Source organism: Serratia sp. JSRIV004 (assembly GCF_019968705.1).
GTDB classification, from domain to species: Bacteria; Pseudomonadota; Gammaproteobacteria; order Enterobacterales; family Enterobacteriaceae; genus Chania; species Chania fonticola_B.
In genome coordinates this window covers 4580206-4604855 of sequence record NZ_CP074140.1, presented here as the reverse complement: position 1 = coordinate 4604855, position 24650 = coordinate 4580206, and the positions used below count along the sequence as shown (strand labels likewise).

The following is a 24650-nucleotide window of genomic DNA, read 5'->3' as shown; positions in this document are numbered from 1 at the left end:
CCCTATACCCTAACACACTGACATTCTGAGACAACCCTCAATGTTCATATCGCAGGATTTTTCTGGTGATACCCGGTTTGATGATTGGGTATAATTACCCGGTTTTTACGCGGTTATTTAACCGTAATGAGCAATGGGTAATGGCAGGATATATTGGTGACTATGGCAACTATTGGCAGGGAATATTGGCAGTGTCAAACGGGTAATTAATGCACGCATGGTAAAGTTCTGCGTGCATTGAGGAACGGCAGGAAAATCAGCAGATTTACCACCGTGGATCAGAGCGTGGGTTCTTCGCTGCTGGTGGGAATAACGACCAGTTCCACTTGCTGCTGCTGTAACACCGATCCCATTGCTGAGGGGGGAGGTAGGTCGGTAAATAACGCGGTCGCCTGTCGGGTATTGCCGATTTCTACTGCCGCCGAAGCATGGAACTTGGTGTGGTCCGCAGCCAGCAGAATATGACGTGAGTGTGCCATCATCGCTTTCACCACGCTGGACTCATTCACGTCAAATTCCAACAGATCGCCGTTGGCTTCGATTGCCCCTACGCTGGTGATCAGATAGTCGGCGCGAAAGCCTTCCACAAAGCTTACGGCGCTGGGGCCGATGATACCGCCGTTATTGGGGCGCAGCGTACCGCCCGGCACCATCACTTCGAACTCGGTGTTTTTATACAGGATATGCGCCACCCGCAGGCTGTTGGTAATGATGCGCAGATGGCTGTGGTTCATCAGCGCCCGGGCAACATGCTCAACGGTGGTGCCGATGGTGATAAAAATGGTGGAACGATCGGGAATATAATCGGCAATGGCCTCCGCAATGGCTATCTTCTCTTGCGTGTAAGAGAGTTCCCGTTGCTCAAAGGCCGTGTTGACCACACTAGAGGCACGGCCTGCCCCGCCATGATGGCGGCTAATCAGCCCCTGCTCGCTCAGTTTGCGGATATCGCGCCTGACCGTCTGCGTTGACACTTCCAGCAATTGCGCCAGCTCGTCGATGTTCATATAGCCGCGCTTGGCGATCAACTGGATCAGCTGATCGTGGCGTGGGTTGCCGGTAAGTTCAGTCAGACTCATGCTCCACTCCCTTAATATTGTCATCGGCCAACCATATTATACAAAACTGGCCAGGAAAGAGTCAGTTTGATCACAATTGGGGATGCCCGCGCGCCCGCCAGGACGGGTACACTTCAATGCGGCAACTGCATTGGCGTAACGCACCGCCTGAGCTATATCGGGTTGTGAACCCAGGGCTACCGCCAGCGCACCGTGGAAAACGTCGCCAGCCCCCGTGGTATCCACCACCTCAACCGAAAAGCCTGGCTGATGTTTCAGTTGAGCGTTTTCCAGCCAGAAACAGCCATGTTTACCCTGAGTGACATAAACTTGTCCGTTTTTGTCATTTTTTGCTGCACGCAATCCCTGCTCGATATCCGTTTTTCCTGTCATCCGCAGTAAACCCGGCTCGGAGAAGGCGGCATGGTCGGCCAAAGCAACCAGCGGGTGGATATCCTGCGGTGTGACATCGGCGTCCAACAGGGTAGTGACACCTGCGCGCCGGGCCAAGGTGAAGGCAGTCAGCGCGCCCTGATGCCAACGCACGTCCGCCAACACCACATCGTACTGGCTAAAGTCGATGTCATGCAGCCATTCGGCATCCTCGGGTAAGTCTGGGCTGGGATGGTTGATGATCATGCGTTCTCCCTGGGCATCCACCAGCACAGCCGATTGCGATGAGCGCGCCTGTGGGCAACGGCGGGCATGTCTGACATTGACGCCATAGCTGCCTAACTCGGCCAACAGGGTTTGCCCGGTGGCATCGTCCCCGACCCGGCCAATGAAATCTACCTCTGCGCCCAATCTGGCTGCGGCTACCGCAGCCGTTGCCGCTGGGCCTCCGCCAATTTCGCGGTAGTCGTTGGCAACATATTTCCCCCCGCCTTCAGGCAGTTTCTCTACGTAATACAGGCGGTCTTGCACTGCAATGCCTACGCATGCGATTCGAGTCATGGTCTGGATCCCTGGATGTTGAACTGTGTAAGCGAACGGTTTTCAGCAAAAAGTGGCTACCGATCACGCTGCCACCATTTTAATTCACTCAAATGTTAAAAGAGTGACGGCTGTCAATTTTTTGACCATAAATTACAAATACGATCAAAAACAGACAAAAACGGTCTGGTTTGTGGCTGATGAGATGACACAGACATGACACAGGTAACCAACAGGAGAGAACCATGGCACAGATCGCATTTATCGGGCTAGGGCAAATGGGCGCGCCGATGGCCAGCAACCTGATTAAGCAGGGGCACCGGCTGAACGTTTTTGATATCAGCCCGGCGGCGGTCAGCACCTTGGTTGCTCAGGGGGCCAAGGCGGCAACCAGCCCGGCGCAGGCGGTACAGGACGCGGAGTTCGTCATCACCATGTTGCCTAACGGCGAACTGGTACATGAGGTGCTATTTGGTGCCGAGGGGGTGTGCTGCACCTTATCGCCTGCGGCATTGGTGATGGATATGTCCACCATCCACCCAATGCAAACGGATCGGCTGATTGCCCAGATGCAGGCTCGGGGTTTTAGCCTGATGGATGCCCCGGTCGGGCGGACTTCAGACCATGCTCAGGCTGGCACGTTGCTGATCCTGGCCGGTGGGACTGCCGAGCAGGTGGAGTGTGCGACGCCAGTGCTGATGGCGATGGGCTCGGAGCTGATCAACGCCGGTGGTCCGGGCATGGGGATCCGCGTGAAGCTGATCAACAACTACATGAGCATCGCGCTCAACGCGCTGTCTGCCGAAGCTGCGGTGCTGTGCGAGGCGCTGGGGCTGTCGTTTGACGTTGCGCTGCAAGTGATGAGCGGCACACCGGCAGGCAAGGGGCATTTCACCACCACTTGGCCAAACAAGGTGCTGAAGGGCGATCTCAGCCCGGCGTTCATGATCGATCTGGCGCACAAGGATCTGGGCATTGCGTTGGATGTGGCCAATCAGTTGCACGTTGCCATGCCGATGGGCGCAGCCTCACGCGAGGTTTACAGCCAGGCGCGGGCCAGCGGGCGTGGGCGTCAGGATTGGAGTGCCATTTTGGAACAGGTTCGGGCTGCTTCGGGCAGAGCGGATCACGCGTAACACTTAACGTAATTGCGGTTGCTATGCAGCGCGCAGAGGGGAGAAGAAATGCCTTATTTATCTGGTAACACCATGATCCAACATGCATGGGAAAACGGCTATGCCATCGGCGCGTTCAGCGCACACAACGCCGAAACCATTCGCGCCATTTTGCTGGCAGCCGAACAGGAGCAGGCCCCGATCATGATCCAGGTGGGGCAGAAGGTGATTAGCGTGATGGGTCTGGAGCCCATGAAGGCGATGATCGATGCGTTTATGCACGATATCACGGTGCCGGTGTGCATCCACCTGGATCACAGCCGCAGCTTCGAACAGACCATGCAGGCGGTGCAGGCCGGGTTCCAGTCGGTGATGTTTGACGGCTCTCACCTGTCATTTGACGAAAACGTGCGGATCACCCGTGCCGTGGCGGATGTGGCCCACGCGCTGAACATTGGGGTCGAAGGTGAGATCGGCAAGATCGGCGGCACCGAGGATGATATTTCGGTCGACGAAAAAGACGCCCTGATCACCAGCAGTGACGAAGCGCTGCAGTTTGCTCAATCGACCACGGTGGATTATCTGGCAGTGTCCATCGGCACCGCTCACGGCCTGTACAAACAGGAGCCAAAGCTGGCGTTCGAACGCCTGCAAGAGATCCGCGAGATCGTCAAAAAACCGATTGTGCTGCACGGTGGCTCTGGCGTACCAGACGATCAGATCCGCAAGGCGGTTTCACTGGGCGTCGCCAAGGTGAACGTGGACACCGAACTGCGGCAGGCTTTCACCCAGGGCATGGCTGAAGTGCTCGACAAGGATCCGCACGAGTTTGTCTTGGCGGTGTCGCTCGGACATGGCCGTGATGTGATGCAGGCCAAGGTCGCCGAAAAAATCAGACTGTTTGGCAGCCAGGGTAAAGCCGCTCAGTTTTAAGCATCCGTTGCGCGGCAAACTGCCGCGCTCACCATAGGGCACAGATTATGACAACCATTCAACGCCAGCATTTTGGCGAACATCAAGGGCAGGCCGTTTCCCTTTTCACGCTGACCAATGCCAACGGGATGCGGCTGTGTGTGACCGATTACGGCTGCATCATTACTCAGCTTTGGGTGCCGGATCGCCATGGGCAAGCGGAAGATGTCGTGATGGGGTTCGACAATTTGGCGGCTTATCAGGCTGGGCATCCGTTCTTCGGCGCGATTGCCGGACGCTGCGCCAACCGTATCGCTGGTGGCCGTTTCAGCATCGACGGTCAGGAATCTATTCTGGCCACCAACGAGCTTCCTACCGGACAACACCTGCACGGCGGACGTCGGGGTTTTGACAAATATGTCTGGCAGGCACAGGAAGACGGCGACGGCATTATTTTCAGCCGTACCTCTATCGATGGTGAGGAAGGCTATCCGGGCAATCTGCAGGTTAGCCACCGCATCGGCCTGACGGAAGACAACGTGATGACGCTGAGCTTTGAGGCACAGACCGATAAGCCGACGCTGGTCAACCTGGTTAATCACAGCCACTACAACCTGCGCGGGCATCAGCACCTGATCCACGATCAGCAGCTCAAGATCGACGCCGACTTTATGACGCCGGTAGATGAAACCACCATGCTGCCCACCGGTGAAATCCGCCGTGTTGCCGGGACGGCATTTGATTTCCGCAACGCCCGTCGTCTTGGGGACGCCATGCTGCACCGCCCGGCGCAGGATTTTGATATGAACTACGTGCTTAAACCTGGCGATGACGCGTTGCATCCCGCCGCCAGCCTGATTTGTCCGCAGACCGGGCGAGTGATGGAAGTATACACCTCGCTGCCGGGCGTGCAGTTTTATAACGCCTTCAAGCTTTCCAACAAGATCTGGAATGGCAAGGCTGGCCATCGCTATCAGGCGTTTTCCGGCATCTGCCTTGAAACCCAGGCGTTCCCAGACAGCATTCACCACGCCCATTTTGGCAACGTGGTGCTGCGCCCAGGGGAAAACTATTACAGCCAGACTGAACACCGTTTCAGCACCGTGGCATAGATTTATTCGATTACTGGAAGCAATGTGATGAAAAATAGAGCAAAAGTGGGCGTGTTGGCGCTTGGCCGCGCGACCTTCGATGTGCCCTACGCGCAAGAGATGCTGGCGCAAGCCTGGCAGGCGCTGAGCGGGATGGATATCGAGCTGGTGGGGGAACCGGTATTACAGTTTGATGCCGAATCGGCTCTGCAAATACTGCCCGCACTCAAACAGGCCGATCTCGATCTGCTACTGATCCTGCAAGTGACCTTTACCGATGCCTCCCTCACCACCGAAGTGGTGCGAGATTTCCCGGTGCCCACTGCGATGTGGTCATTCCCGGAGGCCCGTACCGGTGGCCGTTTGCGTCTGAACTCTTTCTGCGGGGTGAATCTGGCTTGCCATGCCCTGAGCCGTGAAGCCATCAACGTGCAAACGCTGCACGGCCTGCCGGACGACAGCCGGGTGATTAACGAATTACAGCAGTTGGCGCAGGCCGCGGCGATCGTTAAGCGCTTCAAACAGGCCAAGGTGATGGTGATTGGTGAACACCCGCTGGGTTTTGACGCCTGTAACTACAACCAGCAGCAACTGACGCAGCACTTTGGCGTTGAGGTGACTCGCCAGCCGGTGCTGGAGTTTATTGAAGAGGTGAAGGCGCTGCCGGACAGCGTGGCCGATGCGCCTTATGCGCGCCGTGCCAAGGATTTCCCTAACCTGGCAGAGATGGATCAAACGGCCACCCGCAAAACGCTCAAGGTTTACTCTGCCCTGCGTGAAAAAGCGCAGCGTGAAGGTTACACCGGCATTGCCGTGCGCTGCTGGCCGGATTTCTTTACCGATTACGGCTGCGCTGCCTGCGGGGCGTTGGCGTTGATGAACGAAGATAAAGTGCCGTGTGGCTGTGAAGCCGACATGTTTGGCGTGCTCTCTTCGCTGATGGCGCAGTGGGCCTCTGGCAATGCGGCGTTCAATACCGACCTGGTGGATATCGATCCGCAGGATAACAGCGTGGTGTTCTGGCACTGCGGGCAGGCACCGATCGAAATGGCCGATCGCGATGGCCCGGTGCAGGCCACCATCCACTCCAACCGCAAGCTTCCTCTGCTGTCTGAGTTTGCTCTCAAACCGGGGCGCATCACGCTATGCCGCATCACTCAGGGTGAGGGCAAGCTGCGCCTGATGCTGGCCGGTGGCGAAATGATCAAGGCTCCGCTGGCGTTTTCCGGCACAGCCGGGACGGCGCGCCTGGATGTGGATGCAGACACTTACCGCCAGCGCCTGATTGCGGCGGGTATGGAGCACCACACCTCGCTGGTTTACGGCGAGCACCGCCCGCTGCTGCGCAAAGTGGCCGGTCTGCTTGGTTTGGACGTGATTGAACTGACCTGAGCGGGCGACCAACGCTTGGAAAAATACGGCATTTAACCTTTTGGAGAATGGATCATGGTTTCTCAGCAAGGCTTGGAACTCACGCAACACGCAGGTGGATTTACGTTGACCTTTCAGCAGCGTGTGCTGATACAACACACGGCTGCGGCTCCGTGCCTGTGGATTGGGCGCGGCAAGGCGGACATCGAGATGTTCCGCGGTAACTTCAGTATCAAAGACCAGCTCAGTGAAAAACTGGCGCTGACCGAAACCCAGATCGTCCCGCAGGGCAAAGGCTGGCTGATCCGCTTTAGCCGGGGCGATGTGGCCCAGTGCACGCTGGCAATCACTACCGATGCGCAAGGGCGGTTGGAAATGCAGCTGCGCAACAGCGACGAGCAGAACAACCGCATGTGGTTGCGCCTGGCTGCCCAGCAGCAAGATCACGTTTATGGCTGCGGCGAACAGTTTTCCTATTTCGACCTGCGCGGCAAACCTTTCCCGTTATGGACCAGCGAGCAGGGGGTTGGGCGTAACAAGCAGACCTACGTTACCTGGCAGGCGGACTGCCAGGAAAACGCCGGTGGTGATTACTACTGGACCTTCTTCCCGCAGCCGACGTTTGTCAGCAGCCAGAAATATTATTGCCACGTAGAAAACAGCTGCTACATGAACTTCGATTTTTCTGCCCCAGAGTTCCATGAACTGGCGATCTGGCAGGATCAGGCGGTGTTGCGCTTTGACTGTGCCGACAGCTACATCAGCCTGCTGGAAAAGCTGACCGCGTTACTTGGCCGCCAGCCGGAACTGCCGGACTGGGTGTATGACGGGGTGATCCTGGGCATTCAGGGTGGCACCGAAGTCTGCCAACAGAAGCTGGACGTGATGCGCGAGCACGGTGTCAAGGTTAGCGGGATCTGGGCGCAGGACTGGGAAGGACGGCGGATCACCTCTTTTGGCAAACGCCTGATGTGGAACTGGCGCTGGGACAGCGAGCTGTACCCGGAGCTGGATAAACGCATCCCGCAGTGGAAGAAGGAGGGGGTACATTTTCTGGGGTACATCAACCCTTACGTGGCCATCGAGAAAGAGCTGTATGCCGAGGCGGCAGAAAAAGGCTATCTGACCAAGGATTACGACGGCAAAGACTACCAGGTCGAATTTGGCGAGTTCTATGCTGGCGTAGTCGATCTCACCAAGCCTGAAGCTTATGACTGGTACAAGAACGTCATTAAAAAGAACCTGATTGAGTTTGGCCTCGACGGCTGGATGGCGGACTTCGGCGAATATCTGCCGACCGATACCGTTTTGCATAACGGCATCGATGCGGAAATCATGCATAACGCCTGGCCAGCACTGTGGGCCAAGTGCAACTACGACGCGCTGGAAGAATGCGGCAAGCTGGGCGAGATCCTGTTCTTTATGCGCGCGGGCTACACCGGCAGCCAGAAGTATTCGGTGATGATGTGGGCGGGCGATCAGAACGTGGACTGGAGCCTGGACGACGGCCTGGCTTCGGTGATCCCGGCGGCACTGTCGCTGGCGATGACCGGCCACGGTCTGCACCACAGCGATATCGGCGGTTACACCACGCTGTTTGAGATGAAACGCAGTAAAGAACTGCTGATGCGCTGGTGCGAGTTCTGCGCTTTCACGCCGATGATGCGTACCCATGAAGGTAACCGCCCAGATGATAACTGGCAGTTCGATCATGATGTGGAAACCATCCGCCAGTTTGCCCGCATGAGCCAGGTCTTCACCTCCCTCAAGCCGTACATCAAGCAGGCGGTGGCGCTCAATGCGCAGTCCGGCTTACCGGTGATGCGCCCGCTGTTCCTGCATTATGAAGACGATGCTCACACCTACAGCCTGAAATACCAATACCTGTTTGGCCGCGATCTGCTGGTGGCCCCGGTGCATGAAGAAGGGCGCACCGACTGGACGCTCTACCTGCCGCAGGATAGCTGGATCAACCTGTGGACCGGTGAGCGGCATAGCGGAGAAGCCGAGGTGACGATAGCAGCACCAATGGGCCAACCGCCGGTGTTCTATCGGGCGGATAGCGAATGGGCGGAGCTGTTTGCCTCGCTACGCACGCTGTAATCACCAACTGTCAGCCGCCCGTTGCCCAACCGGCAAGGGCGGCTATCTCTGGGAATAGGTGTTTTCCAAGGAGAATCACCATGAGTGAAACTAACCAGGATCCGGTGAAGCTGATATTGCCCCTACGCGAGAAATTCGCCTATGGCATGGGCGATGTCGGTTCCAACCTGCTGTTGTGTGTCGGCACGCTGTATCTGCTGAAATTCTATACCGACGTGTTGGGGATCCCCGCCGCGTGGGGCGGGCTGATCTTTCTCATCTCGCGTTTTTTTACCGCCTTTACCGACATGGGGACCGGGCTGATGCTCGATTCCCGGCGCAATATTGGCCCCAAAGGCAAGTTCCGGCCATTTATTCTTTATGCCTCAATGCCGGTGGCGTTGCTGGTGGTGGCCAATTTTATCGGCGTGGGCGCTTCGTTGGATGTCACCATTAAAACGGTGATCGCCACGCTGATCTTTATGGCGTTCGGGCTGTTCTTCAGCATGATGAACTGCTCCTACGGCGCGATGGTGCCTGCGATGACCAAAAACCCGCAGGAACGGGCGCAACTGGCTGCCTGGCGGCAGGGCGGGGCGACGGTGGGTTTGTTGTTGTGTACCGTAGCGTTTGTGCCGATCCTGTCGCTGTTTGACGGGCGCCCACAGGTGGGTTATCTAGTGGGGGCGGCTATCTTCGCCTTCGTCGGCATGCTGTGCATGTGGTGGTGCTATTCCGGCGTCAAAGAGCGTTATGTCGAGATCCCGAAACCGGGTGCACCCAAGCCGGGTCTGTTGCAGTCCTTCAAGGCGATCGCCGGTAACAAACCGCTGTTCGTGCTGTGCGTGGCCAACCTGTGCACGCTGGCGGGCTTTAACATCAAGCTGGCGATCCAGATCTACTACACCCAATACGTCCTCAACGATATCACCCTGCTGTCCTATATGGGTTTCTTCAGCATGGGCTGCATCCTGCTTGGGGTACTGCTGGTTCCGACGGTGGTGAAACGCTTTGGCAAGAAAAACGTCTATCTGGGTGGCCTGTCGCTGTGGATCCTGGGCGATGCCATGAACTATATGTGGGGCAATACCTCCACGCTGTTTGTGTTGTTCTCCTGCCTGGCGTTCTTCGGTACGGCCTTCGTCAACAGCCTCAACTGGGCGCTGGTGTCGGACACCGTGGAATACGGTGAGTGGAAAACCGGCGTGCGTTCGGAAGGCACGGTTTATACCGGCTTTACCTTCTTTCGCAAGGTTTCCCAAGGGCTGGCAGGCTTCTTCCCTGGCGTGATGCTGGCCTATATCGGCTATGTTCCCAACGTGGCGCAGGGGCCTGGCACGCTGGAAGGCTTGCGGCAGCTGATCTTCCTCTATCCCTGTGGCCTGGCCGTGCTGACCGCATTGACCATGGGGCTGTTCTATCACCTGACGGAGAAGAACTACCTCAAGATCGTCGGTGAGCTGGAAGAGCGCAAGCGGGTACCAAGCCCGGCGCTATAAGCAGCCAGGTGTTAATCGGGGCGAATGTATTCGCCCTTGTAACAAGAAAGACGCAGGGTGTAAGACAATAATAAGGATCTGCCAGATGGCCAACTCTCTATCCTACCAAGATCCCGTTACGCTACGGTTGCCGCTGCGCGAAAAGTTCGCCTACGGCATGGGGGACTTCGGTTCCAACCTGATGCTGTGTATCGGTACCCTGTATTTGCTGAAGTTCTATACCGATATTCTGGGATTACCCGCCATCTACGGCGGCGTGATCTTTTTGATCGCCAAATTCTTCACCGCCTTCACCGATATGCTGACCGGCGTGCTGCTGGATTCCCGGCGTAATATCGGTGCCAAGGGCAAGTTCAGGCCGTTTATCTTCTATGCCTCGCTGCCAGTAGCCTTGCTGGCCGTGGCCAACTTCCTCAATAGCGGGTTCAGCCTGAATACCAAAACCGTACTGGCCACCGTACTGTTTATGCTGTTCGGCCTGTTCTACAGCCTGATGAACTGCTCCTATGGGGCGATGGTGCCAGCCATCACCAAAAACCCGCAGGAGCGTGCGCACCTTGCCGCTTGGCGGCAGGGAGGTGCAACGTTGGGGCTGCTGTTATGCACCGTGGGCTTTGTCCCGATCCAGATGTTGTTCACTTCACGCCCGGAGATAGGCTATCTGGTTGCCGCAGTGGTGTTTGCGACCTGTGGTGTGTTTTGCATGTGGTGGTGCCATGCCGGGGTCAAAGAGCGCTATGTTGATGTGGTACCGGCGCATCATAAACCTGGCATCTTCAAATCCTTCCGCGCCATTTTCCAGAATCCGCCGTTGCTGGTGCTGTGCATCGCCAACCTGTGTACGCTGGCAGCGTTTAATATCAAGTTGGCGATCCAGGTCTATTACACCCAATACGTATTGCACGATATCCATTTGCTGTCCTATATGGGCTTTTTCAGCATGGGCTGCATTTTGATTGGCGTGCTGATGGTGCCAGCGGCAGTGAAGCGTTTTGGTAAAAAGCGGGTCTACCTGGGTGGCCTGTTGCTGTGGTGCCTGGGAGATCTGTGTAACTACGCCTGGGGCGACAGCTCGCTCTCTTTCGTAGCGTTCTCCTGCATGGCCTTCTTCGGCACGGCCTTCGTCAACAGCCTGAACTGGGCGCTGGTGCCCGATACCGTTGATTACGGCGAATGGAAAACCGGCATCCGCGCGGAAGGCTCGGTGTATACCGGCTATACCTTTTCACGCAAGATCTCCGCCGCGCTAGCCGGATTGTTACCGGGCATTATGCTGACGCAGATCGGCTACATACCGAATGTTGAGCAGTCTGCCTCGGTGCTGAAAGGCCTGCGCGAGTTAATCTTTATTTATCCCTGCGTATTGGCGATGGTTGCCGCCGTCATGATGGGGTTTTTCTATAAGTTGAATGAGCAGCTATTTATGCAAATCATCACCGAGATTAATCACAAAAAAGGAAACCGCGACCAACAGGCCGAGCCTCATCCGGCAATCAATACGGCAATAATCAAAGAAGTCTAAGCCACAGCATTACCAATAATAACGCACAGCCGTCATGCCTAACGGCATGACGGCGGGATTTCTGCAGGCTTTTATCAGGAACAATGTCACAAGGAAATTTAACCATGTCTACTTTCTGGGGTTCTAGCAGCAATAAAACCAAGACGATACTGCTGGTGGCGGCGTTGTTTGCCTCAACCAGCGCTCAGGCCGGACGCGCCTATCTGGAAACTCGTGAGGCTTATAATACCGCCTCGGAATTAAACGAAATCATCCTGCGCGGCGGCTATAATTTTGATGGTGGAGCCGGTGTGATGGCCACCAACGCCTATAACATTGGCAAGTTTGATCAGCTTAAGCACAGCTATAACGAGCTGGAGGGTTGGTATCCATTGTTCCGGCCAACGGATAAATGGACGGTGTCTCCCGGCGGGCTGGTCAACTCGAGTAGTGCGGGTTCTGGCGGTGCTATCTATCTGGACAACAACTATAAATTCCTGCCGTTTTTCAACCTGACCGTGCGTTATCGCTATAACCATAATAATTATGATTCCATCGACTTTAACGGCAACCCGGCGCGTAATGATACCCATGAAATTGCCAACTACTGGAACTTCAAGCTCAGCGATGAGTTAAATTATACCTTCGAGCCACATTACTTTATCCGGGTTAACGATTTCCACAGTAAGAATGGCAAGAGTCACCATTGGGAGATCACCAATAAGTTCAGCTATAAAATCGATACCCATTGGATGCCCTATCTGGAGCTGCAATGGTTGGACCGCTGGAACGATTATAATAAGGAGCAGTATCGTATCCGCGTAGGGTTGCGGTATACCTTTTAAGCCACACCAATAAAAAACCCGGCCAAGTCTTGGCCGGGTAAAAAGAGCTGAATGTAACATTGATGCCGATATCGAAGGGGATATCTGTGAATCAGCATAACCCCGCAATATGACAGGCAGATGTCAGCCTAAGCCTTGCGGTATAGACGACGAGGATGACCGATATTGCCGTAGAGCATTTCAACGTGCACAAACTGGGTTGCTACGCAGTATTCCAGATAGCGGCGTGCGGTGGTTTTGCTAATGCCGGCGTGTGCCACCACGTCTTCCACCGCGTGGGCTACCTCTGGCTGCTCGATGAACAACGCCTGCACCAACTCCAGGGTGATGGTTTCAATCCCTTTGGCGCTGGGTTCGTTGGAAAACTGCTTGGACTGCAGGTTATACAACGCATCGACGCTGCTCTGGTCGATGACCTTGAAGGTGCGCTGGGTCTGCACAAACTGCATAAAGCGTTCCAGCGAATTGCGCAGCCGCTTATAGGATACCGGTTTGATGATGTAGTCGAAGGCCCCGTTGCGGATCGCCTGGCTACAGGTATTCATATCGCTGGCGGCGGTGATAAAAATCACCGAGCAGCCGGGCTTTTTCACCGCGGCTTCTTCCATTAGCGCAATCCCCTGGCCGTCCGGCAGAAAGTTGTCCAGCAGGATCAACCGGGGCTGGTGAGCATTCACTTTTGCTCTGGCTTCCGCCAGGGTCGCGGCATAGGCCACCACCCGCAGGTTGAAATGTTTCTCAAGAAATTCGGCGTGTAGCGTAGCCAGTTGCGGCTCGTCTTCCACGATCAGAACGTCCAGTGTCTCAGGTTGCATAGGTCGGATCCGGGTGCTTAAGCTTTGGGGATAAACAGCGAGAAAATGGCGCCGTGCGGATCGTTGTCCGACACTTCGATGCTGCCATGTGCCTGAGCGACGTGGCTGGCCACCAGGTGCAGGCCGATACCGTGGTCGCCCTTATCTTTGGTTGTCACGCCTTGTTCAAACAGCGTATCACGAACCTGCGGTGCAATCCCGGTGCCGCGATCGGCCACTTCGATCACCAGCTCGTTGCTGCTGTCATTGATATAGAGTTCTACCGCTTCGTGCGGCGCTGCGCAACGCAGCGTAGCATCGAACGCATTATCCAACAGGTTGCCAATAATCGACATCAGCTCGGTTTCATTCAGCGCGGCGGGGATTTGGCGCAGCTGGCAGGCGGGGTCGAAGCGGAGTTCAATGCCTTTTTCCCGTGCGCTGGAGTATTTGCCCAACAGCAGGCCACACAAGGCGGCGGAGCTGAAGCGCTGGGAAATGAAATCGAGGATCTCCTGCGCACCTTCCGACTGGGCCTCCACATAGCGGACGGCTTCGTCATAACGTTGCATATGCAGCAAGCCAGCGAGCGTGGCCGTCCAGTTCAGCTGTTCGTGGCGCATGATGCGCAGGTTGTCAGCATAGCGTTTTACCTGGCTAAGCTGGCTGCTGAGGGTGTTGATGTCGTTCTTGTCGCGAAAGCTGATCACCCAACCCTGTAGCTCATCTTCCTGCATGATCCGCACCCGGCTGGCAATGACTCGCACATGGTTGAAACGGCACACCTCGTCATGGGTGTCGTGCCCCAGCTGCGTAGCGGCAAAGAAATCGGGCTGCGACTGGATGATCTCACCGATATGCTGGCCCAACAGATTATTGGCCGGTTGGCGCAGGTCCAGCAGCTCACGCGCGGCGTGGTTAATGGTGATGATGCGCAGTTGCGGATCTATGGCGATCACCCCTTCATAGATAGCTTCCAGCAGGGCTTTTTGCTGGCGCACCAGCAGCGCGATCTCTTTCGGCTCTAATGAAAACATCTGGCGTTTCAGGTTTTTCGATAATAGCCAGGAAAAGATAAACAGTGCCATCAATAGCAAAACGATCGAGGCCACGATCTGGGTCAGCGTATGGGCATTTAAACTGTCGATATGGGATTTAAGATACCCGACGGAAACAATACCGATCACCCGGTTATTGTCATCCACAATCGGTGCCTTGCTGCGTAATGAAATACCGATCCCCCCATTGCGGATCGAGATAATGCTTTTGCCTTCCAGCACTTCTTTATTATCGCCCCCCACCATGGGGGTGCCCAAACGGTCGGCGTGTTCGGAATGGTAAAGGTGAATGGTATGGCTATCGCCGATCACAATATAGCTGGCATCGCTGCTGGCGCGGATTTTTTTCATCAGTGTAGCGATATATTGCGTGTCGTTATTTTCAACTGCGGTGACCAGGGAGGGGATCAGCGCAATCTCACGAGCCTGCACTTGGGCGCGGGCACCCAGATCCCGGTGCAACTGCGCATCCAGTTTGTAGTAAGTGTAAACCCCGATCAGCGTCAGCAACACGCAGGAAAAGGCGACCAGGCACAGGAACAGCTTGATATGAAAAGAGAGTTTGATGTGCATGGTTTGCCGCGAGTCCTGGTGTCCGTTTGGGTGACTACCCTATCATGAGTCGCCCTTGAAGTAATATTGCCCAAGATCAAGTTGTGAGCAGCGGCACGGCTTTATTGTAAGGAGGAATGAAAACAAACCTATTATTAAACTCATTAACTCCACAGGTTATTTTACATAAATCGTATTAACACCATAGAAACCATAATCCCCATTAAAAACCCTTGTTTATTTTGAACAAAATCACAGCGGTGACTCCAAGCGTTTCTCTATGATGGCCGAACAAACAATAAGAGGCCAGATTATGAGCACAACCGATGATTCCTACCTCGTTACCAAAGATAAAACTGCCGATATTCCGCTGCGCGAAAAGTGGTGGCATATTCTGGATAATTACAAAATAGGGATTATACCGCTGCCCTTCTTCGTGCTGGCCGGAGTGCTGATCCTGCTCGATTGCCTGGCAGGGAAATTACCCAGCGATATCGTGGTGATGGTGGCGACGCTGGCGTTCTTCGGCTTTGCCTGTGGTGAGTTTGGCAAGCGTCTGCCGCTGGTGGGGAAAATGGGGGCTGCCGCCATCTGCGCCACCTTTATACCTTCCGCACTGGTGCACTATGGTTTGCTGCCGGACGTGGTGGTTGAATCCACCACCAAATTCTACAAGTCGACCAATATTCTTTATCTCTACATCTGCTGCATCATCGTCGGCAGCATTATGAGCATGAACCGCCAGGTGCTGATCCAGGGTTTCCTGCGTATCTTTGTGCCGATGTTGTGCGGTGAGGTTGCCGGTATGCTGGTCGGGATGGCGGTGGGTATGGCGTTGGGCCTGGATCCGTTCCAGATCTTCTTCTTCCTGATCCTGCCGATCATGGCCGGTGGCGTGGGGGAAGGGGCGATCCCATTGTCGATGGGCTATGCCGCCATTTTGCATATGGAGCAGGGCGTAGCTTTGGGGCGTATCCTGCCGATCGTGATGTTGGGCAGCCTGACGGCGATCGTGATTGCTGGCCTGCTGAACCAAGTGGGGAAACGCTATCCGCACCTTACCGGCGAAGGCAGCCTGATGCCGAGCAAGCAGGGTGATAGCGAGGTCGCGGCAACCGAGAAACTGAGCGGTAACGTGGATGTTGCCACTATCGCCTGTGGCGCGCTGCTGGCTATCCTGCTGTATATGGTGGGCATGTTGTTACACCGGCTGATCGGCTTGCCGGCCCCGGTAGGGATGCTGTTTGCCGCGGTGGCGGTGAAGCTGGCACACGGCGTTTCGCCACGTATTCAGCAAGGATCGCAGGTGGTGTATAAATTCTTCCGCACCGCCGTGACCTATCCGATCCTGTTTGCCGTAGGGGTTGCTATTACGCCGTGGCAAGAGCTGGTGGATGCCTTCACCGTACAGAACCTGATTGTGATCGTGGCCACGGTGAGCACGCTGGTGGCCACCGGTTTCCTAGTTGGCAAGAAGATTGGTATGCATCCGATCGACGTGGCCATTGTTTCCTGCTGCCAGAGTGGACAAGGCGGAACCGGTGACGTGGCGATCCTGACTGCGGGCAACCGCATGTCACTGATGCCCTTCGCCCAAATCGCAACGCGCATCGGCGGAGCGATCAACGTTTCGCTGTCGCTGCTGGTGCTGTCGCATTTCTATTGATGACCCCTCACCCCAACCCTCTCCCACAGGGAGAGGGAGCTGAAAGCCCCTGCTCTGTTGGGAGATAGGTGAAAATCTCAGCGAAGGTGAGTCAACTAAAGTCCATGATCGATCACCGTACCTCACCCCAACCCTTTCCCACAGGGAGATAGGCGAATATCTCAGCGAAGGTGGGTCGACTAATGTACATGATAGGTCCTGGTACTTTCATACCGATCTTGAGGAGTTAATCTGTAATTTGTTGATGTATAAGTAGAACATAGTAGTTGAAATGTGGCTCGTTCAGTCCCCTACCCCTGTGGGAGAGGGTTAGGGTGAGGGGGCTAGCGGTGAGGTTAAGTGACTCTTGCTGATGAAAAAACAACCATAGCTATTGAGTATTCAAGAGTGGTGTAGCACAATTGAGCTACATTTTTTGTCATCGCCGAGGTTTGACCATGTCAACCACCACCATCCGCCTGCCTGAAGAACTTAAAGCTCGCGTCGCGGCCGCAGCAGACAAGGTTGGCGTGAGTTCTCACAGTTTTATTCTGCAGGCTATTACGGAAAAAACTCAGCGGGAAGAGTTACGTCGCGATTTCGAGGAACAGGCGGAACAGCGTTATGCCAACATTATCGCCACGGGTGAGACCATTTCCTGGGACGATATGCGCGGTTATCTGGAAAGCTATGTAGCCGGAAATAGCACGGCCACCCAGCCTGTAGCGAAAAAACTGGGGGGGCGATGACCAAAATCGAGTTGGCGCCAGAGGTCAGGGATGATATCGAGCGTATTCTCGACCATTTGGCGCATTATGAGGTAGCCGATACCGGGCAGCGAATTCAGGAGATTATCCAGGCGATTACGGTACTGGAACATAATCCGTTGATTGGCAGGCCACTTGGCTCAGGAACGCGTGAGTTGATTATTGGCCAGCAAACGCGAGGATATTTGGCGCTTTATAAGTACGTGCCCGATATTGATACGGTATTTGTTCTGGCCATCCGTAGCCAGAAGGAACTGGGTTATTAATTGTTGAGGTTTTAGCTAGAGGCGCAGCATCCTGTTCCCTATCAGGCTCAGAATTCCCAGTCCTCATCTTCGGTATTCACCGCTTTGCCCATCACATAGGAAGAGCCGGAGCCGGAGAAGAAATCGTGGTTCTCATCGGCGTTGGGTGACAGCGCCGACAGGATTGCCGGGTCTACTTGTGCCATTGCCGGTGGGAACAACGCCTCGTAGCCCAGATTCATCAGCGCCTTGTTGGCGTTATAGTGCAGGAAGGTTTTCACCTCTTCCGTCCAGCCCACTCCGTCGTAGAGCTCTTCGGTATAACGCACCTCGTTGTCGTAGAGATCCTGCAGCAAATCGAAGGCAAAGTTCTTCACCTGCTGGCGGCGGGCCGGGCTGGCCTGCTCCAGGCCTTTCTGAAACTTGTAGCCAATATAGTAGCCATGCACCGCTTCATCGCGAATGATCAGGCGGATCAGATCGGCGGTGTTGGTCAGCTTGGCCCGGCTCGACCAGTACATGGGCAGGTAAAAGCCGGAATAGAACAGGAACGACTCCAGAAACACGCTGGCGACCTTTTTCAACAGCGGATCGTCGCTGCGGTAGTGCGCCAGAATGATGCTGGCCTTTTTCTGTAGCGTGGCGTTTTCCTCGCTCCAACGGTAAGCCTCGTCAACATCCCGGGTTTGGCACAGGGTGGAGAATATCGAACTGTAGGAACGGGCGTGTACCGCCTCCATAAAGCTGATGTTGGAATACACCGCCTCCTCGTGCGGGGTAATAGAATCGGCGATCAGCGCCGGTGCGCCAACGGTATTCTGGATGGTATCCAGCAGCGTCAGCCCGGTAAATACGCGGATGGTGAGCTGTTGTTCCTTGGCGGTCAGCGTAGCCCAGGATGGAATATCGTTCGACAACGGCACCTTTTCCGGTAGCCAGAAGTTGCTGGTCAGCCGGTTCCACACCTCCAGATCCTTGTCGTCATCAATCTTGTTCCAGTTGATGGCCTGCACTCGTTGCATTGTCATAATCTTCCTCACAGCGCGCAGGACACGCAGCCCTGCACCTCGGTGCCTTCCAACGCCATCTGGCGCAGACGGATGTAATAAATGGTCTTGATGCCTTTACGCCAGGCGTAGATTTGCGCGCGGTTAATGTCGCGGGTAGTGGCGGTATCGCGAAAGAACAGCGTCAGCGACAGCCCCTGATCCACATGCTGCGTGGCGGCGGCGTAGGTATCGATAATCTTTTCCGGGCCAATTTCGTAGGCGTCCTGGTAATACTCCAGGTTGTCGTTGGTCATGTAGGGGGCTGGGTAATAGACCCGGCCAATCTTGCCCTCCTTGCGGATCTCGATGCGTGAGACGATCGGATGGATGCTGGAGGTTGAGTTATTGATGTAGGAGATGGAGCCGGTAGGCGGCACCGCCTGCAGGTTCTGGTTATACAGCCCGTGCATCATCACCGCAGCGCGCAGTGCCAACCATTCCTCACGCCCAGGTATGGCGATATTGGCGTTGGCAAACAGTTCGCGTACCCGCGCGGTTTTTGGCTGCCACTCCTGCTCGATGTATTTGCTGAAATACTCCCCGCTGGCGTAGGTGGAGTTCTCGAAACCGGCAAAACTGCTGCCGCGTGCTATTGCCAGCCGGTTGGAGGCGAGCAGGGCGTGGTAGGTCACGGTGTAGAAGTAGATATTGGTGAAGTCGATGCCTTCGTCCGAACCGTAGAAGATGCGTTCGCGCGCCAGATAGCCGTGCAGGTTCATCTGGCCCAGGCCGATGGCATGAGAAGCCTGATTCCCGGCGGCGATAGACGGCACCGAGCCGATATCGCTCATATCCGCTACCGCCGTCAGCCCGTAGATCGCGGTTTCCACCGCCTTACCGAAGTCTGGCGCATCCATGACTTTGGCAATGTTCAGCGAACCCAGGTTGCAGGAGATATCTTTGCCGATCTCGGCATAGCTCAGGTCCTGATGGTAACGGCTGGCGCTGTTAACCTGCAGGATTTCCGAGCACAGGTTGCTCATATTGATGCGCCCGGCGATCGGATTGCTGCGGTTGACCGTATCTTCAAACATCATGTACGGATAGCCGGATTCGAACTGGATCTCCGCCAGCAGTTGGAAAAACTCACGGGCGTTGATGCGGGATTTGCGGATGCGTTTGTCATCCACCATCTCACGGTATTTTTCGCTGACGCTGATCTCAGACAGCGGTACGCCGTACACCTGTTGCACATCATAGGGAGAGAATAGGTACATCACTTCGTTATTTTTTGCCAGCTCGAAGGTGATATCCGGGATCACCACCCCCAGCGACAGGGTTTTGATGCGGATTTTTTCGTCGGCATTTTCCCGCTTGGTATCCAGGAAACGCAGAATGTCTGGGTGATGGGCGTGCAGATACACAGCCCCAGCGCCTTGACGTGCTCCCAGTTGATTGGCGTAAGAGAAGGCATCCTCCAGCATTTTCATTATCGGGATCACCCCGGAGGACTGGTTCTCAATGCGCTTGATCGGTGCGCCAACCTCGCGGATATTGCTCAGCAGAAAGGCCACACCGCCGCCGCGTTTGGAGAGTTGCAGTGCCGAATTCACCGCGCGGCCAATCGACTCCATATTGTCTTCAATACGCAGCAGGAAGCAGGAAACCAGCTCGCCGCGCTGCTGTTTGCCGCAGTTGAGGAAAGTGGGGGTTGCGGGTTGGAAGCGCCCGGAGATGATCTCTTCCACCAGATCCTGCGCCAGCGCGGTATCACCCGCCGCCAGCCGTAACGCAACCATGCACACCCGGTCTTCATAGCGTTCCAGATAGCGCTGGCCATCGAAGGTTTTCAGCGTATAGCTGGTGTAATACTTGAAGGCGCCGAGGAAGGTCTCGAAGCGGAATTTCCTGGCATAGGCCTGTTGGAACAGCTGCTTGATAAAGGCGAACTCATACTGCTCCAGCACCGCTGCTTCGTAATATCCCTCATCCACCAGATAGCGCAATTTCTCCGCCAGATTGTGGAAGAACACGGTGTTTTGGTTCACGTGCTGCAAAAAGTATTGCCTGGCGGCCAGCCGATCCTTATCGAACTGGATGCGCCCTTCGGCGTCATAAAGGTTGAGCATCGCGTTGAGCGAATGGTAATCCAGCGTGGCGCTGGCGGACCTGGTCAGTTCTGTCGTTGCCAAAATGCGGTGACTCCCTGTTGAACGATTGCGACGTCTTGTGTGGTGCCGAGTAGCTCAAATCGATAAAGCACCGGTACCTGGCATTTTTTGGCGATGATGTCACCGGCGATGCCATACGCGGCGCCGAAATTGGTGTTACCTGCGGCAATCACACCGCGCAGGTAACCGCGATTCTGCGGATCATTGAGAAAACGGATCACCTGGATCGGTACGGCACCGACGCTGCTGCCGCCGCCGTAACTGGGCACGATCAGGATATAAGGGTGCTCCATCAGTACTTTTTTACTGCCCGCGATCGGGATGCGTATCGCGGGCAGTGCCAGCTTCTCAACGAATCTGTGGGTGTTCTCCGAACTGCTGGAGAAGTAGACCAGCGGATCCATGGCACACCTCAGGAGGTTAGGGCGTTGGCTAACGCGCCGATCTTGTCCGGGCGGAAACCAGACCAGTGATCGTCACCGGCGATAATCACCGGAACCTGTTGATAGCCCAGTGATTTAACGTGGTTCATCGCCTGCTGATCCTGAGTCAAATCGACCACGCGATAGTCGATCCCTTGTCTATCCAGGGCACGGTAGGTGGCATTGCACTGGACACAATCTGGTTTGGTGTAAATAATAATACTCATGATTCGCATTTACCTTTTGTATTGAAGGAAAGGCGGATAAGTCAGAAAGTTGAGCATGATAGGGCGTTTCTGACGGCGTCACCAACCCAAGCGTTTCCCCCTGTGTTGATGAATGAATACTATATGTGGATATTTGTATTATCAACACCACTATATGTGGTGTTTTTCGGTTTTTTGGGCGCAGGCCGCGCCGAGGCTGGAAAAGCGGTGGGGAAATATTTTTTGCGATGAGGATCGAGCAGGCCGGGTTGCCCCGGCCAGCAAAATTACTGCCGCATGCTGACTGCCAGGCGGTTAAAGGCGTTCATAATGCTGATGGCAAAGGTCAGATCGCTGATTTCGGCATCGCTGAAATGGGCTTTCAGGGCGTCAAAGGCACTGTCCGGTGCGCCGGTTGCCGCAATCAGGGTCACCGCTTCGGCCCATTCCAACGCGGCACGTTCTGCCTCGCTGAATTCATGGCTGACGCGCCAGCCCGCCAACGTATCCAGCTTGGCGTGGTTCGCTCCCCCTGCACGCAGCGCTTTGCCGTGCATATCCAGGCAAAAAGCACAGCCGTTGATCTGCGAAACGCGCATAAACATCAGCTCAATGATCGCTTTATCCAGCGGGCCTTTCTCTAGCCCGCCCAATGCGCTCACCATGGCTTTATAAGGGGCCGGTGACAGTTCGGCGTACTGCAAACGTTGCTTGATCATGTTCAAACCTCGGATTAATGACGTAACCAATGTATGGCGCTACTTTAGCCGCGATATGGTCTATGCTATAGAGCCATAAAATGATTATTTAACCAGGCCATGACACGCCCTATTTTTGCTGCCCTACGGCTGGATCCCCAACTGGCCGAGCCCCTATACCGACAGATCTATCTGCGGATCAAAGACGCGATCGTGCAGGGAACCCTGGTAGCTAACAGCCGTTTACCTTCGGTACGCGGCTTGGCAAGCGATTTGGGGGTAGCACGTGCGACGGTAGAAAATGCCTACTCTGCGCTGGTGGCTGAAGGTTTTCTGCAAAGCCGGGGCCAGGCGGGAACCTATGTCTCCTCCCAGTTGCTGAAAATGCCTGAGCGCCCCAAGCTGTCAGCGGTACCCACCTTGGCAACTCCGGCACCTTCCGCATTTCAGTCTCATCCCGCCGGGCCGACTCAACCCTTCCAGCTTGGCCTGCCCGCGCTGGATGCCTTCCCACGGGCGGTATGGCAGCGCATCGTTGCCCGGCAGTTGCGTGGCACCACGATGGCCTCACTGGCACACCCACCACCTAATGGCCTGCCGGAACTGCGCGAGGCAATCGTGCATTACCTGCACCTTTCCCGTGGCATTGTCTGTCGGCCGGAACAGGTATTTATCTGTGCGGGTTATCAGGCTTTGCTAGAGCTGGTGATCAACGCGTTGTTGAAACCGGGAGAGGCGGTCTGGCTGGAAGACCCTGGTTATCCGGTTACCCAGCCGCTGTTTAGCGCCGCCGGCATGCAAATTGTCCCAGTGCCGGTTGATGAGGAAGGGATGGATATTGACGCCGGTATTGCCACCCGGCCAGACGCCCGCATGGCGGTGCTGACGCCGACTCACCAAAGCCCGCTGGGCGTTACCCTCAGCCTGGCCAGGCGTATGGCGCTGCTGGATTGGGCAACCCGTCACTCGGCATGGATCATCGAAGACGATTACGACAGCGAATGCCGCTACTACGGCAAACCTTTGCCGCCGTTAAAAAGCCTCGATCGTCAGGGGCGGGTACTGTACGCCGGGACCTTCAGCAAAACCCTGTTTCCGGCGTTACGCATGGCCTATCTGGTGGTGCCCGCAGAGCAGACGGCGGCTTTTGAGCGCTGTAGCCAGCTGCGAGGCTGCGGTTGCCCACCGTTACTGCAAGCCGGAGTGGCCGATTTTATCAACGGCGGGCATTTTTACCGCCATCTGAAGCGCATGCGGTTGCTGTATCGCCAGCGGCGCGCATGGTTGGTGCAGGCCCTGACACAGCGGCTTGCAGACTATTTGACGGTGGCACCGCAGGCCGGGGGCATCCAGATGTTGGCGCATTTGCAAGCTGGGCTCAATGACAGTGAGCTGGCAAAGAGAGCCTGGCAACAGGGGTTGTCGATACAGGCATTGTCGGATTGGCAGATGTCTACGCCTGCCGATAATGGTTTATTGATGGGCTTTGGCAACTTCACCAGCTATTGCGAAGCGGAGCGCGCGGTGGACCGGCTGGCGGCGATTATCGAGGGCGGAAAATAAAGCGGCCCACGGAAAACCGTGGGCCAGACGCACATCTGTTTTTATGGTTAAAACCAGCTACATGGGTTAACGCCGTGCAAGCAAGACGCCGAGCACGATACCAACAGCGGCACCGATGCCTACGCCCTGCCAAGGTTTTTCTCGTACATAGCTATCGGCATTGCCGGCTACGTCGCGAGCATGTTGTGTCAGGCTGCTGGAACCGCTGAAGCGTGCACGGGCATCGCGTAATATCCCTTTTGCCTTACTGTGCAGTTCATGCAGTTCTTCTTTGGTCTTGCTGCTGGAGTCACGTAATACTTCATCCAGCGTATCGGCCAGCAGGTTCACGTCCTGATCGATGTCTCGTTCTACTTTCTCTGTCTTGTTAAACATTCGACTCTCCGTTACGACACATGTCCTTTAAGTGTAGACCATTTTGAGAAGTGTGCTGGCGATCACGAAAATTAATGGCTATCCCCGCGAAAAACGAAGCTTTTTTCGGGGCTTATCCCCGCCTAAGGGCCTGGCGACAAGCTCTGTACATTTGGTTACTCAGCGAAACCAATCACTCACGGAAACGGCGAATTGATTCCTCTATTATCTCCTCAACGGCCCAACCGGGCTTACCGAAAAACACAATCTGAGGATTTAAAGATGAAAAAAGTATTAGCGCTGATCGTTGCTGCCACCATGGGCCTGTCTTCTGTTGCTTTCGCTGCTGATACTGCGGCTGCACCGGCACCTACTGCGGCTCCTACTACTGCGGCTCCTGCGGCTGAGAAAGTTCCAGCTAAAGCGACTCACCACAAGAAAGAACACAAGAAAGCCACCAAAAAAGCACCAGAGCAGAAAGCTCAGGCCGCTAAAAAGCACAGCAAAAAAGCGCCAGTAGCTCAGAAGGCTCAGGCTGCCAAAAAGCATCACAAAGCCGCCACCAAACCCGCTCAAAAAGCTCAGGCCGCTAAAAAACACCACAAAGCTGCCGCGACCAAAGCTCCAGTAGCTCAGAAAGCTCAGGCTGCTAAAAAGCACCAAAAAGCCGCAGCCAAACCCGCTCAGAAAGCCCAGGCTGCTAAAAAACACCACAAATCAAGCAAGAAAGCCGCAGCTCCTGCAGCTAAATAAGTGAAGATAGCGGAGCCGTCAAAGGT

At 55.4% G+C, this 24650-nt stretch carries 23 protein-coding genes; 13 read left to right on the top strand and 10 right to left on the bottom strand.

Going from position 1 to position 24650, the window contains the following annotated elements; all coding sequences use genetic code 11:
- Positions 1 to 278: 278 nt before the first annotated feature.
- Positions 279 to 1079, bottom strand: coding sequence for a DeoR/GlpR family DNA-binding transcription regulator (locus tag KGP21_RS22010; protein WP_024530699.1), 801 nt, complete (start codon positions 1077 to 1079; stop codon positions 279 to 281).
- Positions 1080 to 1115: 36 nt separating this feature from the next.
- Positions 1116 to 2012, bottom strand: coding sequence for a sugar kinase (locus tag KGP21_RS22005; RefSeq protein ID WP_223536335.1), 897 nt, complete (start codon positions 2010 to 2012; stop codon positions 1116 to 1118).
- A 224-nt stretch (positions 2013 to 2236) separates the two neighbouring features.
- On the opposite strand from KGP21_RS22005, the gene yihU reads away from it, so the two are divergent.
- The 8 genes from yihU to ompL all read left to right on the top strand — a co-directional run bounded on the left by yihU (position 2237) and on the right by ompL (position 12407).
- The gene (gene yihU / locus KGP21_RS22000) at positions 2237 to 3127 is read left to right on the top strand and encodes a sulfolactaldehyde 3-reductase (RefSeq protein WP_223536334.1); all 891 of its coding nucleotides are present in this window, start codon (positions 2237 to 2239) and stop codon (positions 3125 to 3127) included.
- A 48-nt stretch (positions 3128 to 3175) separates the two neighbouring features.
- On the top strand, positions 3176 to 4039 hold the full coding sequence (locus KGP21_RS21995) for a class II fructose-bisphosphate aldolase (protein WP_021807611.1): 864 nt from the start codon (positions 3176 to 3178) through the stop codon (positions 4037 to 4039).
- 47 nt (positions 4040 to 4086) lie between these two features.
- A complete protein-coding gene (locus KGP21_RS21990; RefSeq protein WP_223536333.1) occupies positions 4087 to 5130 on the top strand; it encodes an aldose epimerase family protein in 1044 nt (347 codons plus the stop codon).
- Positions 5131 to 5157: 27 nt separating this feature from the next.
- A complete protein-coding gene (locus tag KGP21_RS21985; protein ID WP_021807613.1) occupies positions 5158 to 6501 on the top strand; it encodes an L-fucose/L-arabinose isomerase family protein in 1344 nt (447 codons plus the stop codon).
- Between the two features lie 54 nt (positions 6502 to 6555).
- Positions 6556 to 8583, top strand: a complete 2028-nt coding sequence (locus KGP21_RS21980) for an alpha-glucosidase (RefSeq protein WP_223536332.1) — start codon at positions 6556 to 6558, stop codon at positions 8581 to 8583.
- A gap of 80 nt (positions 8584 to 8663) precedes the next feature.
- Positions 8664 to 10061, top strand: coding sequence for an MFS transporter (locus KGP21_RS21975; RefSeq protein WP_021807615.1), 1398 nt, complete (start codon positions 8664 to 8666; stop codon positions 10059 to 10061).
- An 85-nt stretch (positions 10062 to 10146) separates the two neighbouring features.
- The gene (locus KGP21_RS21970) at positions 10147 to 11583 is read left to right on the top strand and encodes an MFS transporter (RefSeq protein ID WP_021807616.1); all 1437 of its coding nucleotides are present in this window, start codon (positions 10147 to 10149) and stop codon (positions 11581 to 11583) included.
- A 104-nt stretch (positions 11584 to 11687) separates the two neighbouring features.
- A complete protein-coding gene (gene ompL, locus KGP21_RS21965; protein ID WP_223536331.1) occupies positions 11688 to 12407 on the top strand; it encodes a porin OmpL in 720 nt (239 codons plus the stop codon).
- Positions 12408 to 12535: 128 nt separating this feature from the next.
- Here ompL and KGP21_RS21960 read toward each other — a convergent pair whose 3' ends face one another.
- Complete coding sequence (locus tag KGP21_RS21960; RefSeq protein WP_166733205.1) at positions 12536 to 13222, bottom strand: response regulator; 687 nt, start codon at positions 13220 to 13222, stop codon at positions 12536 to 12538.
- A 17-nt stretch (positions 13223 to 13239) separates the two neighbouring features.
- Entirely contained in the window at positions 13240 to 14832 is a 1593-nt protein-coding gene (locus KGP21_RS21955; RefSeq protein ID WP_021807619.1) for a sensor histidine kinase, read from the bottom strand.
- Between the two features lie 292 nt (positions 14833 to 15124).
- On the opposite strand from KGP21_RS21955, the gene KGP21_RS21950 reads away from it, so the two are divergent.
- From KGP21_RS21950 to KGP21_RS21940, 3 genes are all read left to right on the top strand, one after another.
- On the top strand, positions 15125 to 16477 hold the full coding sequence (locus KGP21_RS21950; protein ID WP_021807620.1) for a 2-hydroxycarboxylate transporter family protein: 1353 nt from the start codon (positions 15125 to 15127) through the stop codon (positions 16475 to 16477).
- Between the two features lie 437 nt (positions 16478 to 16914).
- The gene (locus KGP21_RS21945) at positions 16915 to 17205 is read left to right on the top strand and encodes a CopG family ribbon-helix-helix protein (protein WP_021807621.1); all 291 of its coding nucleotides are present in this window, start codon (positions 16915 to 16917) and stop codon (positions 17203 to 17205) included.
- Entirely contained in the window at positions 17202 to 17489 is a 288-nt protein-coding gene (locus KGP21_RS21940; RefSeq protein WP_021807622.1) for a type II toxin-antitoxin system RelE/ParE family toxin, read from the top strand. Before KGP21_RS21945 ends, KGP21_RS21940 begins: the two co-directional genes overlap by 4 nt.
- Before the next feature lie 47 nt (positions 17490 to 17536).
- Here KGP21_RS21940 and nrdF read toward each other — a convergent pair whose 3' ends face one another.
- The 5 genes from nrdF to KGP21_RS21915 all read right to left on the bottom strand — a co-directional run bounded on the left by nrdF (position 17537) and on the right by KGP21_RS21915 (position 21975).
- Complete coding sequence (gene nrdF, locus KGP21_RS21935; RefSeq protein ID WP_037376549.1) at positions 17537 to 18496, bottom strand: class 1b ribonucleoside-diphosphate reductase subunit beta; 960 nt, start codon at positions 18494 to 18496, stop codon at positions 17537 to 17539.
- 8 nt (positions 18497 to 18504) lie between these two features.
- Positions 18505 to 20649: a class 1b ribonucleoside-diphosphate reductase subunit alpha gene (gene nrdE, locus KGP21_RS21930; RefSeq protein WP_223536330.1), complete on the bottom strand. Its 2145-nt coding sequence runs from the start codon at positions 20647 to 20649 to the stop codon at positions 18505 to 18507.
- The gene (gene nrdI / locus KGP21_RS21925) at positions 20631 to 21032 is read right to left on the bottom strand and encodes a class Ib ribonucleoside-diphosphate reductase assembly flavoprotein NrdI (protein ID WP_021807625.1); all 402 of its coding nucleotides are present in this window, start codon (positions 21030 to 21032) and stop codon (positions 20631 to 20633) included. The genes nrdE and nrdI overlap by 19 nt, the downstream gene beginning before the upstream one ends.
- Before the next feature lie 8 nt (positions 21033 to 21040).
- Positions 21041 to 21277: a glutaredoxin-like protein NrdH gene (nrdH, locus tag KGP21_RS21920; protein WP_021807626.1), complete on the bottom strand. Its 237-nt coding sequence runs from the start codon at positions 21275 to 21277 to the stop codon at positions 21041 to 21043.
- 266 nt (positions 21278 to 21543) lie between these two features.
- Entirely contained in the window at positions 21544 to 21975 is a 432-nt protein-coding gene (locus KGP21_RS21915; RefSeq protein ID WP_021807628.1) for a carboxymuconolactone decarboxylase family protein, read from the bottom strand.
- 99 nt (positions 21976 to 22074) lie between these two features.
- Between KGP21_RS21915 and KGP21_RS21910 the strand changes: the two genes are divergently transcribed.
- Positions 22075 to 23517, top strand: coding sequence for a PLP-dependent aminotransferase family protein (locus tag KGP21_RS21910; protein ID WP_223498263.1), 1443 nt, complete (start codon positions 22075 to 22077; stop codon positions 23515 to 23517).
- A gap of 66 nt (positions 23518 to 23583) precedes the next feature.
- On the opposite strand, the gene KGP21_RS21905 is transcribed toward KGP21_RS21910, so the two are convergent.
- Positions 23584 to 23892, bottom strand: coding sequence for a YqjD family protein (locus KGP21_RS21905; RefSeq protein WP_021807630.1), 309 nt, complete (start codon positions 23890 to 23892; stop codon positions 23584 to 23586).
- Between the two features lie 261 nt (positions 23893 to 24153).
- On the opposite strand from KGP21_RS21905, the gene asr reads away from it, so the two are divergent.
- On the top strand, positions 24154 to 24624 hold the full coding sequence (gene asr / locus KGP21_RS21900) for an acid resistance repetitive basic protein Asr (protein ID WP_223536327.1): 471 nt from the start codon (positions 24154 to 24156) through the stop codon (positions 24622 to 24624).
- Positions 24625 to 24650 lie beyond the last annotated feature (26 nt).

What these genes read in the sequence shown, in the direction of transcription:
- KGP21_RS22010 (WP_024530699.1), bottom strand. Translation starts at nt 1,079, where the DNA reads ATGAGTCTGACTGAACTTACCGGCAACCCACGCCACGATCAGCTGATC.
- KGP21_RS22005 (WP_223536335.1), bottom strand. Translation starts at nt 2,012, where the DNA reads ATGACTCGAATCGCATGCGTAGGCATTGCAGTGCAAGACCGCCTGTAT.
- yihU (WP_223536334.1), top strand. Translation starts at nt 2,237, where the DNA reads ATGGCACAGATCGCATTTATCGGGCTAGGGCAAATGGGCGCGCCGATG.
- KGP21_RS21995 (WP_021807611.1), top strand. Translation starts at nt 3,176, where the DNA reads ATGCCTTATTTATCTGGTAACACCATGATCCAACATGCATGGGAAAAC.
- KGP21_RS21990 (WP_223536333.1), top strand. Translation starts at nt 4,087, where the DNA reads ATGACAACCATTCAACGCCAGCATTTTGGCGAACATCAAGGGCAGGCC.
- KGP21_RS21985 (WP_021807613.1), top strand. Translation starts at nt 5,158, where the DNA reads ATGAAAAATAGAGCAAAAGTGGGCGTGTTGGCGCTTGGCCGCGCGACC.
- KGP21_RS21980 (WP_223536332.1), top strand. Translation starts at nt 6,556, where the DNA reads ATGGTTTCTCAGCAAGGCTTGGAACTCACGCAACACGCAGGTGGATTT.
- KGP21_RS21975 (WP_021807615.1), top strand. Translation starts at nt 8,664, where the DNA reads ATGAGTGAAACTAACCAGGATCCGGTGAAGCTGATATTGCCCCTACGC.
- KGP21_RS21970 (WP_021807616.1), top strand. Translation starts at nt 10,147, where the DNA reads ATGGCCAACTCTCTATCCTACCAAGATCCCGTTACGCTACGGTTGCCG.
- ompL (WP_223536331.1), top strand. Translation starts at nt 11,688, where the DNA reads ATGTCTACTTTCTGGGGTTCTAGCAGCAATAAAACCAAGACGATACTG.
- KGP21_RS21960 (WP_166733205.1), bottom strand. Translation starts at nt 13,222, where the DNA reads ATGCAACCTGAGACACTGGACGTTCTGATCGTGGAAGACGAGCCGCAA.
- KGP21_RS21955 (WP_021807619.1), bottom strand. Translation starts at nt 14,832, where the DNA reads ATGCACATCAAACTCTCTTTTCATATCAAGCTGTTCCTGTGCCTGGTC.
- KGP21_RS21950 (WP_021807620.1), top strand. Translation starts at nt 15,125, where the DNA reads ATGAGCACAACCGATGATTCCTACCTCGTTACCAAAGATAAAACTGCC.
- KGP21_RS21945 (WP_021807621.1), top strand. Translation starts at nt 16,915, where the DNA reads ATGTCAACCACCACCATCCGCCTGCCTGAAGAACTTAAAGCTCGCGTC.
- KGP21_RS21940 (WP_021807622.1), top strand. Translation starts at nt 17,202, where the DNA reads ATGACCAAAATCGAGTTGGCGCCAGAGGTCAGGGATGATATCGAGCGT.
- nrdF (WP_037376549.1), bottom strand. Translation starts at nt 18,496, where the DNA reads ATGACAATGCAACGAGTGCAGGCCATCAACTGGAACAAGATTGATGAC.
- nrdI (WP_021807625.1), bottom strand. Translation starts at nt 21,032, where the DNA reads ATGGATCCGCTGGTCTACTTCTCCAGCAGTTCGGAGAACACCCACAGA.
- nrdH (WP_021807626.1), bottom strand. Translation starts at nt 21,277, where the DNA reads ATGAGTATTATTATTTACACCAAACCAGATTGTGTCCAGTGCAATGCC.
- KGP21_RS21915 (WP_021807628.1), bottom strand. Translation starts at nt 21,975, where the DNA reads ATGATCAAGCAACGTTTGCAGTACGCCGAACTGTCACCGGCCCCTTAT.
- KGP21_RS21910 (WP_223498263.1), top strand. Translation starts at nt 22,075, where the DNA reads ATGACACGCCCTATTTTTGCTGCCCTACGGCTGGATCCCCAACTGGCC.
- KGP21_RS21905 (WP_021807630.1), bottom strand. Translation starts at nt 23,892, where the DNA reads ATGTTTAACAAGACAGAGAAAGTAGAACGAGACATCGATCAGGACGTG.
- asr (WP_223536327.1), top strand. Translation starts at nt 24,154, where the DNA reads ATGAAAAAAGTATTAGCGCTGATCGTTGCTGCCACCATGGGCCTGTCT.